The sequence below is a fragment of the Dietzia kunjamensis genome (assembly GCF_045689975.1).
GTDB classification, from domain to species: Bacteria; Actinomycetota; Actinomycetes; order Mycobacteriales; family Mycobacteriaceae; genus Dietzia; species Dietzia kunjamensis.
Genome location: NZ_CP143297.1, coordinates 2,512,463 through 2,527,166 on the forward strand (window position 1 = coordinate 2,512,463; position 14,704 = coordinate 2,527,166).

Sequence of the window (14,704 nt, forward strand, 5' to 3'; positions counted from 1 at the left end):
GCGGCTCCACTACCCCGGGGTGTGTGCATGTCACCACTAATTCCACGCGCTGGCGCGGACTCACCCGTGTGCTCGATCCTCGATATCCCGGGCCCGCGGTGGTTCACGGCGAGCGATCCCATCTGGCGGGTCCACGGCGACGTGTCCACCCCGATCGGCATCACGACCGGTCTACTCATGCTCGCCGCCGACCCCGCCTACTCCGCCGTGATGGTCGCGTGCGGTGCGGACGCCGAGCCGTGGACGATGGACGACTACCTGCACGACCTCGTGGAGATCTCGACGTTCGGCACGGTCGACGACGCCATGGTGACCATCGAGCACGCCCGCCGTGACCACAATTCGTTCTCCGGCACCACCGAATACGGCGACTACTTCTACGGCTCCGACCCCGGGCTGATCGAGTGGTCGCAGGCCGCCATGACGTGGGCCCTGCTCGTCGCCTTCCAGCGCTTCTCGGGGCGTCCCCTGTCCCCCGCCGAATCCGACCGGTACGTCTACCAGTGGGCGGGCCTCGCGCGGCTCCACGGTGCCCGCAGTTTCCCCTCGACCGTCCGCGAACTCGAGCAACTCCTGCGCAGGTCCCGCGGCCGCGCCCGGCCCACCGATGCCGGTCGCCGCGCCGCGAGGAAGCTCCGGGAGGACGCCCGCGCCTGCCCCGGGGTCACGGAGAACTCGGTGATCGCGCACCGGTCGTGCACGACGGTCGTGGACGCCGCGGCGAGCCTGGTGCCGTCGGAGGTGCGCCGCGCGCTGGATCTCCCGCACCGTCCGATGGACCGCGCGGCCGTGTTCGGGAGGATCACCAGAGCGCACCAGGGCCTGTCCTCGCCGCGGCTCACGACCCGGGCGCCCATCGCGGCCCCGTCGGCGATGCGGGCCCGGACCGCCTGAGCCCCGCCTCGCGCGGAACACCCCGGCCGCCCGGGGTCACCAGTGGCCGTTGACGCGGCCCTTGATCCATCCGGCGGCCTCCCACACCAGATGAACCGGCAGCATCCCGCGGTCAAGCCGCTCGACGGGCACCATCCGCACGTCCAGCCCGGTGGCGCTGCGCATCCATGTCCCCGCCCGGAGGGTGTGGGGCCGGTTGGTCACCACCAGGATCCGGTCCCACCCGCGCGCCCGCGCGATCGAGGCGACCGCCTGCGCCTCGCCCCAGGTGGTGCGCGGGTCGGGCGAGAAGCACACAACTTCTGCGCCCGAGGGTCGCGCGATTCCGGTGCACAGTCGCCGGGCCACCGTCTCGGAGTTGCCGCCGGGGTTGCTCACGAGCAGCGTGTCGGCGTACCCGGCCTCCACGAGGTCCCGGGCGTACAGGTGGCGACCGTCGTCGGCGCCGGCGAGCATCACCACGGCGTCGGCGCGGACGGGCCCGTCGGCGCGCGGCTGCAGCAGGAACGCGCCCCACGCGGTGAGGGCGAGCGCGGCGACGGCGGCGGCCGCCACCGCGGCGCTCCCGGCCGCGAGCACTCCGCGGCGGGTCCGGTTCACGACCCGGGTCCCGGGGGGTCGCCCCGCTCCCGCTGTCGCTGGGCGATCCAGCCCTCGTGGGCGATCGCGCGGACGAGATCCTGCGTCCAGTCGTCCATCGGCTCCAGTCCGACGGCACGCCACGAGGCATCGGAGAGCACGGAGAAGGCCGGCCTCGGGGCGGGGCGTGGGAACTCCTCGGTGGTGCAGGGTCGCACCCGCTCGGGATCCGCGCCGAACCACGTGAACACCGCCCGGGCGAGGTCGAACCACGTCGCGCGGCCTCCCCCTGCCAGGTGCAGAGTCAGGCCCCGCGCGTCGAACTCGCCCCGGGCCTCCCCGCCGACGAGGCCGAGCAGTTGATCGGCCAGCGGCGCCGTGTAGGTGGGCGAACCCCACTGGTCGTCCACCACCGAGAGGGTGTCCCGCTCGCGCTCGAGGCGGACCATGGTGTCGACGAAGTCCGAGCCGCGCAGCCCCTGCCCGTGGCGCACGGGGCCGGTGTACACCCACGCGGTGCGGACGATCGTCGTCTCGGGGTACACCGCCAGCGCCGCCCGTTCCCCCGCGAGTTTGGTGCGCCCGTACGCGGTCATCGGCGCGGTCGGGTCGTGCGGCTCGAGCGCCGGAGCGGTGGCCGGGTCTCCCCCGCCGGGGACCTCGCCCGAGAAGACGTAGTCGGTGCTGATGTGGACCAGCCGGATCCCGCGGTCGCGGCACGCCACGGCCAGCGATTCCACGCCGTCGGCGTTGACCGCGTGCGCAGTGACCTCGTCGGCCTCCGCGCCATCGACGTCGGTGTACGCGGCCGCGTTGATCACGACCTCCGGTGCGTGACGGTCCAGGGCGGAGGCGATCGAGGCCGGGTCGGTGAGGTCGAGCTCGTCGCGGCCCACCGCGACCGCGCCACCGCCGAGCTGACGCCTCGATTGCCTGTCCAGGTAGTGCCCGAGCTGTCCGCGACCGCCCGTCGCGAGGATCCGCGGCCACCGGCCGGCGGTCACAGGCTGCGCCCCTTCTCGCGGCGCAGAATGTCCAGAAGGTACAGGCCGTACCCCGATTTGCGCAGGTCGTGGGCGTGGACGGTGAGCTCGTCGTCGTCGATATATCCCATCCGCCATGCCACCTCCTCCGGGCAGCCGATCTTCAGGCCCTGCCGGTCCTCGATCGTGCGGACGTAGTTGCCCGCGTCGAGTAGGGAGTCGTGCGTACCCGTGTCCAGCCACGCCGTGCCCCGTGGCAGCACCTCCACCTGCAGTCGGCCCTCGCGCAGGTAGTGCCGGTTGATGTCGGTGATTTCGTACTCGCCGCGCGCGGACCTGCCGAGCCCGCGCGCCACGTCCACCACGTCGGCGCTATAGAAGTAGAGGCCGGGGACGGCGAAATCGGAGGACGGGTCCTCTGGCTTCTCCTCCAGGCTGATCGCGCGGCCGTCGGCGTCGAAGTCGATCACCCCGTACTCGCTCGGATTGGAGACGCGGTAGGCGAACACGGCGCCGCCCTCGGGCTCGACGAAGCGCCGCAGCTGCGTGCCCATGCCCGGTCCGTAGAAAATGTTGTCGCCCAGGATCAACGCCACCGACTCGTCGCCGATGTGCTCGGCACCGAGCACGAACGCCTGCGCCAGCCCCTCCGGCGCCGCCTGCTCCACATAGCTCAGGGCGATGCCGAACTGGCTGCCGTCGCCCAGCAGCCGGCGGAACTGCGGAGCGTCCTGGGGGGTCGTGATGATGAGGATCTCCCGGATCCCCGCCAGCATGAGCGTGGACAGCGGGTAGTAGATCATCGGCTTGTCGTACACCGGCATCAACTGCTTGCTCGTCGCCAGGGTGAGCGGGTTCAACCGGGTGCCGCTGCCGCCGGCCAGGACGATGCCCTTCACAGCACCGTCTCCGTCCGCGCGTACTTCGCTTCCACGCGCTCCTTGACCGGCTCCCACCAGTCGCGATGGGTGGCATACCACTCGATCGTCTGCCGCAAGCCCTCGCGCAGGTCGGTGTGCCGCGGCTCCCAGCCCAGTTCCTCCCGGGTGGCGGTGGCGTCGATGGCGTAGCGCAGGTCGTGGCCCGGCCGGTCGGTGACGTGGTCGAAACCGGGGTCTCCCCCCGCGCCGGCCCCACGTCCCCCGCCGCTGCCAGCGACCCCCATTAGTTCGCAGATCATCTGCATCACCTGCAGATTCGAGCGCTCGCCGTCCGCGCCGATGAGGTACGTCCGGCCGGGCTCGCCCGCGCCCAGGATGCGCAGGACCGCCGCGTTGTGGTCGGCGACATGGATCCAGTCCCGCACATTGGCCCCACTGCCGTAGAGGCGGGGCCGGCGACCGTCGAGGATGTTGGTGATCTGACGCGGGATGAACTTCTCGACGTGCTGGAACGGCCCGTAGTTGTTCGAGCAGTTGCTGATGGTGGCCCGCACCCCGAAACTGCGGACCCACGCGCGCACGAGCATGTCGGCCCCGGCCTTGGTGGCCGAATACGGGCTCGACGGGTTGTACGCAGTGTCCGGGGTGAACTTGGCCGGATCGTCGAGCTGCAGGTCCCCGTAGACCTCGTCCGTCGACACGTGGTGCAGCCGCACGTCATGCCGCCGACACGCCTCGAGCACGGCGTAGGTGCCGACGATGTTGGAGTGCAGGAAGGGCCACGGGGTGGCCAGCGAATTGTCGTTGTGGCTCTCCGCGGCGAAGTGCACCACGGCATCGTCCGGCCCCGTCAGCTCGGAGACCAGCCGGTCGGTGACCGCCGGGTCTGCGCAGTCCGCCTCGACCAACTCCACCCGCTCGTCGGGCAGTCCGTCCAGATTGGCGCGGTTGGCGGCGTACGTCATGGAATCCAGCACCGTGACGTGGGCATCGGGGTGCTCACGGACCACGGTGCGGATGAAGTTGGCGCCGATGAACCCGGCTCCACCGGTGACGACGAGGCGCATGCACCCAACCCTACCGCCGCGAACGATCCGCCTCGGCCGCCTCCCCGGTGACGCCCGCTGCCGAGTGGTCCGAGGAGCCGAGTGCGCGGTCATCGAGTGTGTGGTCGTCGGGCACGCGGAGCAGCTCCCGATAGGCGGCGAGCATCTCCTCCCGTCGCCGGGCCTGGCGCTCGCTCGCGGCCGTCACCCGCGGGGTCACCAGTACCGCCTCCTCCGCGGAGATCCCCGCGCGCAACTGCCGCACACGCAGCACCTCCGCATCCAGCCGGACGCCGTAGACCACCGCCATGTTCACCAACCACAGCCACAGCAGGAAGACGATCACCCCCGCGAGAGATCCGTACACCTCGTTGAAGTTTCCGAACCTGGAGACGAAGAAGTCGAATCCGGCGGTGGCCACGCCGATGATCACCAGCGCCGCCGCCGCTCCGAGGGACACCCAGCTGAACCTGCGTCCCGACACATTGGGGGCGAACCGGTAGAGGATCGCCAGCGCGAGAACCGCCGACACCATCCCGGCCGGCCACTTGGCGATCTCCCATACGGCCAGTGCGGTGTCACCGAGGCCGATCCACCCGCCGACCGTCTCTGCGACGGGGCCGGTGAACACCAGGGCCAGACCGCCGACGACCACCAACGCGATGAGCAATGCCGTAAGCAGCGCCCCGGCGGGCATCAGCCGCCAGATGGGCCGCCCCTCCTCGACCCCGTACACGGCGTTCATCGCGCGGCCCAGCGCCCACACATAGCGTGAGGCCGACCACAGCGCCACGACCGTGCCCACGAGGAGTGCTGTCCCGGCGGCCGGCGTGGTCACCAACGCCTCGATCGGCCCGCGGACCGGGTCGAGCACGTCGGGCGGCGCGACGTCGGAGAGCATGTCCATGACGGCGTCGACGGTCCGGTTCCCCTGGCCGAACACGCCGAGCAGCGAGATCACCACCAGGATCGCCGGGAAGAGCGAGAGCACGCCGTAGAAGGTGAGCGAGCCCGCGAGATCGGGGCCGCGGTCGCGCAGGAACTCCCCCACGGACCGCACGAGTACCATTCGGACGGTCCGCAATCCTCTGCGGGCAGTCGCCGCGGGCCCTCCGGATGTCGTCATGTCCCGATTGTGACTGCTGTCGGCGCTCATCCCGCGTGGGCGCGCCACACGCCGCGCCCACCACGACCATCCGCCTGGGCATCCGAGTGCCTGGTGCTGCGTGTTGCAATGCGCAATCCATGACAATGATTGTCTTGACAAGACGTCAACGCCCGATTAACTTAACGAACGTTCGAAACGTGACGCGGATTACATCGCTTTCGCAGCTGATCGACCAGTTCGACCCGCCCCCTCAGGCCATCCATCAGGACCCCGGACGCCCCTTCGAGCGCCCGGCCCGGAACCAGAAGGATCCCCGATGCCCCCCAGCACCCGAAGCCGCGTGGCCCGACGCGCAGCGCTCGCCCTGACGATGATCGGATCGCTCGTCGCCACGGGCTGCGCCGGCGGCCACCGCATCACCGGCGACAGCATCGAGACGATGGAGCCGATCACACTGCGCTACGGCGACTACACGACCGTCTCCTCGGCTGGCCCCTTCCGCGACTTCGCCGCGCAGGTCGAGGAAGAGACCGGCGGGAAGATCACCTTCGACGAGTACTGGGGCGGCAGCCTGGTCAAGGGCGCCGACATGGCGCAGGGGGTCCGCGGCGGGATCGTGGACATGGGCATGTTCACCCCGAGTTACTACCCGTCAGAGTTCCCCATGACCGACTGGACCTCCCAGATGGCCAGCGTCGTCGAGCCGGAGTACCCGCTCGGCATGATGCAGGCCTTCGCCGGCGGCAGCGAGTTCGCGCTCACCAATCCGCTGATCGAGAAGCAGTTCTCGGACCAGGACATCAAGCTGCTGTTCACCTGGACCCCGTCGACCAACTACCACCTCGTGTGCAAAGAGCCCGTCAACAGCCTCGAGGAGGCCCGCGGCAAGCGGGTTCGCAGCGGCGGCGCCTTCAACTACGGCGAGATCGAAGCGCTCGGAATGGTCCCGGTGACCCTTCCGACCGGCGAGATCTACGAGGGCCTGCAGCGCGGGGTGATCGACTGCTCCCTGGCTAACGGCAAGATCATGATCGCCCTCGGCCTGTGGGAGGTCGCAAAACACTACGTCGACATCCCGTTCTCGAGCTACACGCAGTACGTGATCATGAACAAGAACGTCTGGGACAAGCTCCCCGAGGACGCCCGTCAGGTCATCGACGAGGCCCGGGAGACGTGGTTCGAGGGCTACCTCCGCGAGGAGGGGATCATCCTTCAACAGCGCCTGCTGGCCGAGGGCGCGGACATGGGCGTGAACTTCTACGACGTCGCCCCCGGACTCCAGGACACCCTCGAGGCCTACCAGGAGGAGTCGCTGCGTTCCCTGCCGGACCGCGCACCAGAGGGCCTAGAGGATCCCGAGGGAACTGTCGAGCGGTACCGCCAGATCATGGCCGACTGGAAGACCCGGCTGGAGGACATGGGATACGACGACCCGGCCCTCGCCGAGATCCCGGACGCTCCCGAAACCGTGGAGATCGACCTGGACCCCTACATGCAGACGGTTCGGTCGGAGATCTTCGACCGCACCGCACCGTGACCCCCTCAGACCGGTTGGAGAACATGATGGACACCACCACCACCGTTGCGGAGCGACTCGTTCCGGGACAGCGGGCCCTCTCCCGGGTGCTGTACGCGTGTGCCGTGATCGCGGGGATCGCCACCTTGGTCCTGGCGCTGCACATCGCCGCGGACGTCAGCTCCCGCAACCTGACGGGCGCCCCCCTGTCCGGCACGCTCGAAATCACCCAGAACTGGTCGATGGTCCTCATCGTGATGCTCGCTATGGGGTACGCGGAGCAGATCGGCGAGCACATCAACGCCACCATCCTCACCCAGTACCTCGACCCCGTCTCGCGTTGGTGGTCGGACCTGGTCGTCAAGGGTCTGATGTTCCTGTTCGTCTGTGCACTGACCTACTACTCGATCACCGCGGCGGTCTTCGCCGTCGAGGTCCAGCAGGTCGCCCTCGGGGCGATCACCATCCCGATCTGGCCGGTCAAGATCGTCCTCGCAATCGGATTCGCCCTGTTCGCCCTCCAGCTCCTGGTGTCGATCATCAGCCTGTTGACCAACGACCGTCCGAGGAAGTCCCATGTCTGACACCACCCTCGCCACCGACTACACCGGCCTAGAACCGGACGACGACCTCGGCGCCCCGGAACCGAACCGCAACCTCATCCGGGCCTACTGGGGCAACTTCGGCTTCTCGCTGATCATCGCCGCGGTCATCCTGTTCACACCGAACCTGCCAGACCTCATGGTCGGCCTCCTGACGATCGTGCTGTCGATCGTCGCCATGGTCGCCGGTATCCACGTGGGGATCGCGATCATGGGCGCCGGTGCGGTCGGCCTGTGGAAGCTAGCGGGCACAAGCGCCGTCGCAGTCACGTTCGAGGACGTCCCCTTCACCTCCGCCGCCAGCTGGAGCCTGTCCGTCATCCCGCTGTTCATCCTCATGGGCGTGGCGATGGGCCGGTTCAACCTGACCGGAAAACTGTTCACCTCGGCCCAGGCCTGGCTCGGCCGGCTGCCCGGTGGACTGGCGGTCTCGACCAACTTCGCCGGCGCCGGACTGGCGGCCTCGAGCGGTAGCTCGATCGCGATCTCCTACGCCCTGGGCCGCACGACCATCCCCGAGATGCTCCGTGCCGGATACAAGCCGTCCCTGGCGACCGGCGTGGTCGCCATGTCCGGCACCTTGGGAATGCTCATCCCGCCGAGTGTGGTGCTGGTGATCTACGCCGGTGTCGCCGAGACGCCCGTCGGCCCGCAGTTGCTCGCCGCGCTCATCCCGGGACTGATCACGGCGATGGCGTACGCGACCCTCATCGTCGTCAGGTGCACCATCGACCCGACCCTCGCGCCCCGGTCGACCACCCACTACACCTGGGGCCAGCGGATCCGTTCCCTCGGGGACATCACCCCGGTCGCGTTGATCCTCATCCTCATCATCGGTGGCATGTACACCGGAATCTTCACGCCCACCGAGGCCGGGGCCTTCGGTGCGATCGCGGCAATCCTGCTGGGTTGGCTGTTCGGTGACGACCGTTCCGTCGGACACCTCGTGCGGACGGTGCTGACCTCGCTCCGCGAGACCGCGGCCGGCGTCGCCTCGATCTTCCTGCTCCTCATGGGCGTGCACGTGCTCACCCGCGTGGTGGCCTTGTCCGGGGTCGCCAACTGGCTCACCGACACGATCACCTCGCTGGGACTGAGCCGGACCCTGTTCCTCGTCGGACTGATCTTCGTGTTCCTCATCCTGGGCATGTTCATGGACGGCCTGGCGATGATCCTGCTCACGGTCCCGATCCTCATGCCGGTGCTCGACACCTACGACATCAGCCTCCTGTGGTTCGGCGTGTTCATGGTGATCCTCGTCGAGCTCGCGCTGGTCACCCCTCCGATCGGCATGCTCAGTTACATCGTTCACCGGATCGCGTCGAACCCCGAGGTCAACCTGGGGGTGACCGTGCGACTGTCCGACGTGTTCAAGGGAGTGGCCTGGTTCGTGGCCACCAGCGCCGTGATCCTCCTCGCCCTGATCTTCTTCCCCGACATCGCCCTCTGGCTGCCCAATTCCTCCGCCGCGGAGTGACCGGGTCATCGCCACACGCCACGGCCAGACACCACCAGACACCAGCAACACGAACCTCAGGAGTACACATGCAGCGGACGATCTTCACCCGAGAGCAGGACGAGTTCCGCCAATTGGTGCGTGACTTCATCGCCAAGGAGGTCGCCCCCCACCGCGAGGAGTGGGACGAGCTCGGCAGGCCCCCGCGCGAGTTCTTCCACAAGCTCGGCGAGCTCGGCATCCTAGGCGTCCAGGTCCCCGAGGAGTTCGGGGGCGGCGGCGAGACGAGCTTCAAGTACAGCGCGATCGTGTTCGAGGAGGTCGCCCGAGCGGGAGTGTCCTTCGGCTCGTACACCGTGCACTGCTGCCTGATCCTGCCGTACCTCATGGAGTACGGGACGCCCGAGCAGCTGCAGCGGTGGCTGCCGGCCTTCGCCTCCGGCGAGCTGATGACCGCCATCGCCATGACCGAGCCCGGTACCGGGTCGGACCTGGCGAACATCTCCACCACCGCCAAGCTCAGTGCCGACGGCACCCACTACGTCGTCAACGGTTCCAAGACGTTCATCACCGGCGGCGTGACCGCGGACATGATCCTCACGGTCTGCCGTACCTCACCGTTCGACCCGGACAACCGCCGTCACGGCCTGTCCATCCTCTGCGTCCCCACCGACTCCGAGGGCTTCGCCGTGGGCCGCAAGCTCGACAAGATCGGTCTGCGCCAGCAGGACACCGCGGAGCTGTCGTACAACGACGTCAAGGTGCCGGTCGAGAACCTCCTCGGCGAGAAGGACGCGGCGTTCTCCTACCTCACCCACAACCTCCCGCAGGAACGCCTGAGCATCGCGCTCAACGCGGTCTCCCAGTCCGAGGCCGCGCTGCGGCTGGCCACCGACTACACGCGTGAACGCAACGTCTTCGGCAAACCCGTCTCGAGCTTCCAGAACACCAAGTTCGTGCTGGCGGAGTGCGCAACCGAGGTCGAGGTGGCCCGCGTCTACGTGGATCACTGCCTGGAGTTGCTCGACCGGGGCGAGCTCACCGTGGCGGACGCCGCCAAGGCCAAGCTCCACGCCACCGAGATGGCCGCGCGTGTGATCGACCGGTGCCTGCAGCTGCACGGCGGGTACGGCTACATCACCGAGTACCCCATCGCCCGCCTCTACACGGACACCCGCGTCTCCCGGATCTACGGCGGAACCAGCGAGGTCATGAAGACCATCATCGCCAAGAGCCTCGGGCTCTGACGCTCCGCGCGGACACCACAGGAGGACATCTATGTATCCAGGAAAATGGGCCGCGTCCACTCCGGACAAGCCCGCAGTCATCGAGGACGCCACCGGTCGGGTGATGACCTACGCCCAGCTCGAGGAACGATCGGCCCGATTCGTTAACTGGCTCCTGGCACAGGGGCTCAAGCCGGGCGATCACATCGCCGCGCTCTCGGTCAACGACGCCACCGTGTTTGAGCTCTACTGGGGCGCGATGCGTTGCGGCCTGTACTTCACGATGGTCAACACCCACCTGGCCACCGACGAGGTCGCCTACATCGTCGGCGACAGCGGCGCCCGGGTCCTCGTGGTGTCCGCACCACTGGCCGAGCTCGGCGAGGCGATCGTCGAACAGTCGCCCCACGTGGAGCACCGGCTGGCCTTCGGCGGCGAGATCCCCGGCCACCTCGACTACGAGGCGGCCGTGGGAAGCATGCCCAGCACCCCGCCGGCAGATCAACCGCGCGGCGCGGACATGCTCTACTCCTCGGGCACGACCGGACGCCCCAAGGGCATCAAGCCGGCCCTCGACGGCGCACAGGTGGGCGACGAGCCCGGCCCCAACGTCATCGCCCGGATGAAGATCAACTACGACTTCAACCCGGACACGGTGTACCTCTCGCCAGCGCCCGTCTACCACGCGGCCCCGCTGCGCTACGCCACCGGAACCCAGGCACACGGCGGCACCGTAATCCTCATGGACCGCTTCGACCCCGAGAACTGCCTGGCCGCCATCGAGAAGTACGGCGTCACCCACAGCCAGTGGGTGCCCACCCACTTCATCCGCATGCTCCGCCTCCCCGGGGAAGTGCGCGAGGCCTACGATGTCTCGTCACTCGAGGTGGCCATCCATGCCGCGGCCCCGTGCCCGATCGAGGTCAAGGAGGCCATGCTGGACTGGTGGGGCCCGGTGGTCTACGAGTACTACTCCTCCACCGAGTCCAACGGCACCACCACGATCGCCCCCGAGGAGTGGCGGCGTAAGCCCGGCAGCGTCGGCCGCGTGGGCAAGGGGTCCCCCGCCATCCTCCACGTCTGCGACGAACTGGGCCGCGAACTGCCTGCCGAGGAGACCGGCTGGATCTACTTCGAACGGCACGACTACGCCTTCGAATACCACAACGATCCCGAGAAGACCGCCGAGACGCGGCACCCCGACCACCCCGAGTGGACCACCCTCGGCGACATCGGACATGTCGACGACGAGGGCTTCCTCTACCTCACCGACCGCGCCAAGTTCACCATCATCTCGGGCGGGGTCAACATCTACCCGCAGGAGATCGAGAACTGCATCGCCGTGCACCCGGACGTCATCGACGTCGCAGTGATCGGCGTTCCGGACGAGGTGATGGGACAGACCGTCAAGGCCGTGGTCCAGCTCGCCCCGGGTGTTGAACCGACCGATGCGACGGCCGACGCCATCAAACAGCACTGCCTCGACCGGATCGCCCGCTACAAGTGCCCTCGCACGGTGGCGTTCACCGAGGTCATCCCCCGCACCCAGACCGGGAAGTTGGTCAAGGGGCGCCTCGACGCCTCCGTCTGACCTGCCCGCCCCACCCTCACCCTCATCCGAATCGGAGATTCCGTGCCGAACGCAGTCATCATCGACGCCGTCCGCTCCCCCATGGGCCGCGGCAAGGCCGGCGGCGCCCTCGCCGATCTGCACCCTGTCGATCTCCTCGCCCAGATCCTCTCCGGGCTCGCCGAACGCACCGGCCTCGACACCGCACTCGTCGAGGACGTCATCGTGGGCGTCGTCAGCCAGGTCGGTGAGCAGTCCGGCACCGTCGGACGTCAGGCCGCCCTCGCCGCGGGCTTCCCCGAGCACGTCCCCGGCGTCACCGTCGAGCGCAAGTGCGGCTCGAGCCAGCAGGCCGTGGACTTCGCCGTCCAGGGTGTGGTCGCCGGCGCCTATGACGTGGTGATCGCCGCCGGACTGGAATCGATGAGCCGCGTCCCCATGGGGGTCAACAAGCTCGACAAGGACCCCTACGGTCCGGTCGTCCACGAGCGGTACCCGGGCCTGACCAATCAGGGCGTGGCCGCCGAACTCGTGGCCGGGAAGTGGGGGCTGTCCCGTGAGCAGCTGGACGACTACTCGGCCCGCTCCCATGAGCGCGCGGACGCCGCGCGGTCAGGCGGATGGTTCGACGACGAGATCGTGCCCGTGACCACGCCGGCGGGAGTCGTGGACACCGACGAGTCGATCCGACCGGGCACCACCTCCGAGAAGTTGGCCGGCTTGCGCACGGCATTCGATTCCGAGAGCGCTCGAGCCGAGCGGCCCGACGTGGACTGGAAGGTCACGGCCGGTAACTCCTCCCAGATCACTGACGGCGCAGCCGCGATGCTCATCATGAACGAGGACGTCGCGAAGTCCCTGGGACTGACCCCGATCGCGAGGATCGTGGCCTCCGCCGTCGTCGCCGATGACCCCGTCCTCATGCTGACCGGCCCGATCCCCGCCACCCACAAAGCTCTCGACCGCGCCGGGATGACGGTCGCCGACCTCGACACCTACGAGGTCAACGAGGCGTTCGCCTCGGTACCCCTGGCCTGGCGGTACGAGTTCGGAGCCGACGACGCCAAGCTCAACCCCGTCGGCGGCGCGGTGGCGCTCGGGCACCCGCTGGGAGCTTCCGGGATCCGCATCATGACCACGATGATCCACCACCTGCGTCGCACCGGCGGACGCTACGGGCTCCAGACGATGTGCGAGGCCGGCGGCATGGCCAACGCCACCGTCGTCGAAGCGCTCTGACCGCCTTCTCCTTGTGACCCCCTTTTCTTGTAGAGAGAGGTAAGACCGATGAATCTGACCAATGCGAGCGCCCTGGTGACCGGCGGGGCCTCCGGCCTCGGCCGGGCCACCGTCGCCCGTCTCGTCGACGCCGGCGTCCCCACCATCCTGGTGGACCTGCCGTCTTCCGACGGGCAGCAGGTGGCCGACGGGTTCGGTGACCTCGTCACGTTCGCCCCCGCCGACGTCGCCGATCCCGAGCAGGTCACCGAGGCTGTCCGGAGTGCAGCCGAGCGCGCCCCCCTGCGCGCGGTCGTGCACTGCGCGGGCATCGGCCGGACCGTCCGGGTGGTGGACCGCGAGGGCGAGCCGGGTTCGCTGGAGGACTTCGAGCTCGTCGTCCGCGTGAACCTCCTGGGCTCGTTCAACGTCCTGCGGATCGCCGCGGCGGAGATGGCGAAGAACGAACCGACCGACGGCGAGCGCGGCGTGATCGTGATGACCGCCTCCGTGGCCGCATGGGAGGGCCAGATCGGGCAGATGCCCTACTCGGCGTCCAAGGCCGGCATCGTCGGGATGACGATCGTCGCCGCCCGCGACCTCGCCCGCCGCCAGATCCGCGTCAACACGATCGCCCCCGGCATCTTCGAGACCCCGATCTTCGACCGCCATCCCGCGGAGCTCGTCGAGGGTCTGGCCGCGCAGATCCCGCACCCCTCGCGTCTCGGCAAGCCCGACGAGTACGCCAAGCTCGCCCTGCACGTGGTGGACAACGCCATGATCAACGGCGAGACCATCCGCATCGACGGCGCGATCCGGATGGCCCCCAAGTGAGCGGCCCGCAGGTGAGCGCGACCGTGGTGGACCGGGTTCACGTCGAGGAGACCGACGGCGTCCTGGTGGTGACCATCGACCGCCAGCACGCGCGTAACTCCATCAACCGGGCCACCTCGGAGGCGATCGCTGCGGCGATGGCCGAGCTGGACCGGCGTGACGACCTCACCGCCGGAGTGATCGCCGGCGCGGGATCCGTCTTCTGTGCCGGGATGGACCTGAAGGCCTTCATCGCTGGGGAGAACGTCTCACTACCCGAGCTCGGCTTCGCGGGCCTGGTGGAGAAGCCCCCGGCAAAACCGCTCATCGCGGCGGTCGACGGTCCGGCGCTGGGCGGCGGTTTCGAGATCGTCCTGTCCTGCGATCTGGTCGTGGCGTCGGAGAACGCCTCCTTCGGCCTCCCCGAGGTCAGGCGTGGTCTCCTGGCGGGCGCGGGCGGCCTGCTCCGGCTCCCCCGACGCATTCCGTATCAGCTGGCGATGGAAGCCGCCCTGACCGGCCAACCGATCGACGCCGAGACCGCCCGGGGCGCCGGCCTGGTCAACCGGCTCGTACCGGCGGGTGAGGCGACCGCCGCCGCCGTGGAATTGGCCAAAGCGATCGCCGCGAACGCCCCGCTTGCCGTGCGGGCATCCAAAGAGATCATGGCCCGGTCGCGCGAGTGGAACTCCGAGGAGGAATTCGACAAGATGAGAGATATCTACCTCCCGGTCCGGTCGTCGAACGACGCCCGCGAAGGGGCGCTCGCCTTCAAGGAGAAGCGGGCTCCACGGTGGACGGCGACCTGAGAG

14 protein-coding genes are annotated in these 14,704 nt (G+C 68.8%); 9 read left to right on the forward strand and 5 right to left on the reverse strand.

The features are described from left to right. The first annotated feature begins 66 nt into the window (after positions 1 to 66). On the forward strand, positions 67 to 894 hold the full coding sequence (locus VZF99_RS11770) for an oxygenase MpaB family protein (RefSeq protein ID WP_067716932.1): 828 nt from the start codon (positions 67 to 69) through the stop codon (positions 892 to 894). A gap of 36 nt (positions 895 to 930) precedes the next feature. Here VZF99_RS11770 and VZF99_RS11775 read toward each other — a convergent pair whose 3' ends face one another. The 5 genes from VZF99_RS11775 to VZF99_RS11795 are packed head-to-tail and all read right to left on the reverse strand — an operon-like array spanning position 931 to position 5,452. Then, on the reverse strand, positions 931 to 1,494 hold the full coding sequence (locus tag VZF99_RS11775) for a YdcF family protein (protein WP_407334830.1): 564 nt from the start codon (positions 1,492 to 1,494) through the stop codon (positions 931 to 933). After that, entirely contained in the window at positions 1,491 to 2,477 is a 987-nt protein-coding gene (gene rfbD, locus VZF99_RS11780) for a dTDP-4-dehydrorhamnose reductase (protein ID WP_407334831.1), read from the reverse strand. Before rfbD ends, VZF99_RS11775 begins: the two co-directional genes overlap by 4 nt. After that, the gene (gene rfbA, locus VZF99_RS11785; protein WP_407334832.1) at positions 2,474 to 3,355 is read right to left on the reverse strand and encodes a glucose-1-phosphate thymidylyltransferase RfbA; all 882 of its coding nucleotides are present in this window, start codon (positions 3,353 to 3,355) and stop codon (positions 2,474 to 2,476) included. The genes rfbD and rfbA overlap by 4 nt, the downstream gene beginning before the upstream one ends. Then, a complete protein-coding gene (gene rfbB, locus VZF99_RS11790; protein WP_407334833.1) occupies positions 3,352 to 4,404 on the reverse strand; it encodes a dTDP-glucose 4,6-dehydratase in 1,053 nt (350 codons plus the stop codon). The genes rfbA and rfbB overlap by 4 nt, the downstream gene beginning before the upstream one ends. Positions 4,405 to 4,414: 10 nt before the next feature. After that, positions 4,415 to 5,452, reverse strand: coding sequence for a YihY/virulence factor BrkB family protein (locus VZF99_RS11795; protein ID WP_241742345.1), 1,038 nt, complete (start codon positions 5,450 to 5,452; stop codon positions 4,415 to 4,417). A 355-nt stretch (positions 5,453 to 5,807) separates the two neighbouring features. Between VZF99_RS11795 and VZF99_RS11800 the strand changes: the two genes are divergently transcribed. The 8 genes from VZF99_RS11800 to VZF99_RS11835 all read left to right on the forward strand — a co-directional run bounded on the left by VZF99_RS11800 (position 5,808) and on the right by VZF99_RS11835 (position 14,701). Beyond that, entirely contained in the window at positions 5,808 to 7,028 is a 1,221-nt protein-coding gene (locus VZF99_RS11800; protein WP_407334834.1) for a C4-dicarboxylate TRAP transporter substrate-binding protein, read from the forward strand. Beyond that, on the forward strand, positions 7,025 to 7,591 hold the full coding sequence (locus tag VZF99_RS11805; RefSeq protein ID WP_120284228.1) for a TRAP transporter small permease subunit: 567 nt from the start codon (positions 7,025 to 7,027) through the stop codon (positions 7,589 to 7,591). The genes VZF99_RS11800 and VZF99_RS11805 overlap by 4 nt, the downstream gene beginning before the upstream one ends. After that, a complete protein-coding gene (locus tag VZF99_RS11810) occupies positions 7,584 to 9,086 on the forward strand; it encodes a TRAP transporter large permease (protein ID WP_120284230.1) in 1,503 nt (500 codons plus the stop codon). The genes VZF99_RS11805 and VZF99_RS11810 overlap by 8 nt, the downstream gene beginning before the upstream one ends. Positions 9,087 to 9,154: 68 nt before the next feature. Then, positions 9,155 to 10,312: an acyl-CoA dehydrogenase family protein gene (locus VZF99_RS11815; protein ID WP_120284232.1), complete on the forward strand. Its 1,158-nt coding sequence runs from the start codon at positions 9,155 to 9,157 to the stop codon at positions 10,310 to 10,312. Between the two features lie 31 nt (positions 10,313 to 10,343). Continuing rightward, a complete protein-coding gene (locus VZF99_RS11820) occupies positions 10,344 to 11,882 on the forward strand; it encodes an acyl-CoA synthetase (protein WP_407334835.1) in 1,539 nt (512 codons plus the stop codon). A 42-nt stretch (positions 11,883 to 11,924) separates the two neighbouring features. Next, a complete protein-coding gene (locus tag VZF99_RS11825; protein WP_120284236.1) occupies positions 11,925 to 13,100 on the forward strand; it encodes a thiolase family protein in 1,176 nt (391 codons plus the stop codon). Positions 13,101 to 13,148: 48 nt separating this feature from the next. After that, a complete protein-coding gene (locus VZF99_RS11830; protein ID WP_407334836.1) occupies positions 13,149 to 13,913 on the forward strand; it encodes an SDR family NAD(P)-dependent oxidoreductase in 765 nt (254 codons plus the stop codon). Beyond that, a complete protein-coding gene (locus VZF99_RS11835; protein WP_407334837.1) occupies positions 13,910 to 14,701 on the forward strand; it encodes a crotonase/enoyl-CoA hydratase family protein in 792 nt (263 codons plus the stop codon). Before VZF99_RS11830 ends, VZF99_RS11835 begins: the two co-directional genes overlap by 4 nt. The last annotated feature ends 3 nt before the right edge of the window (positions 14,702 to 14,704 follow it).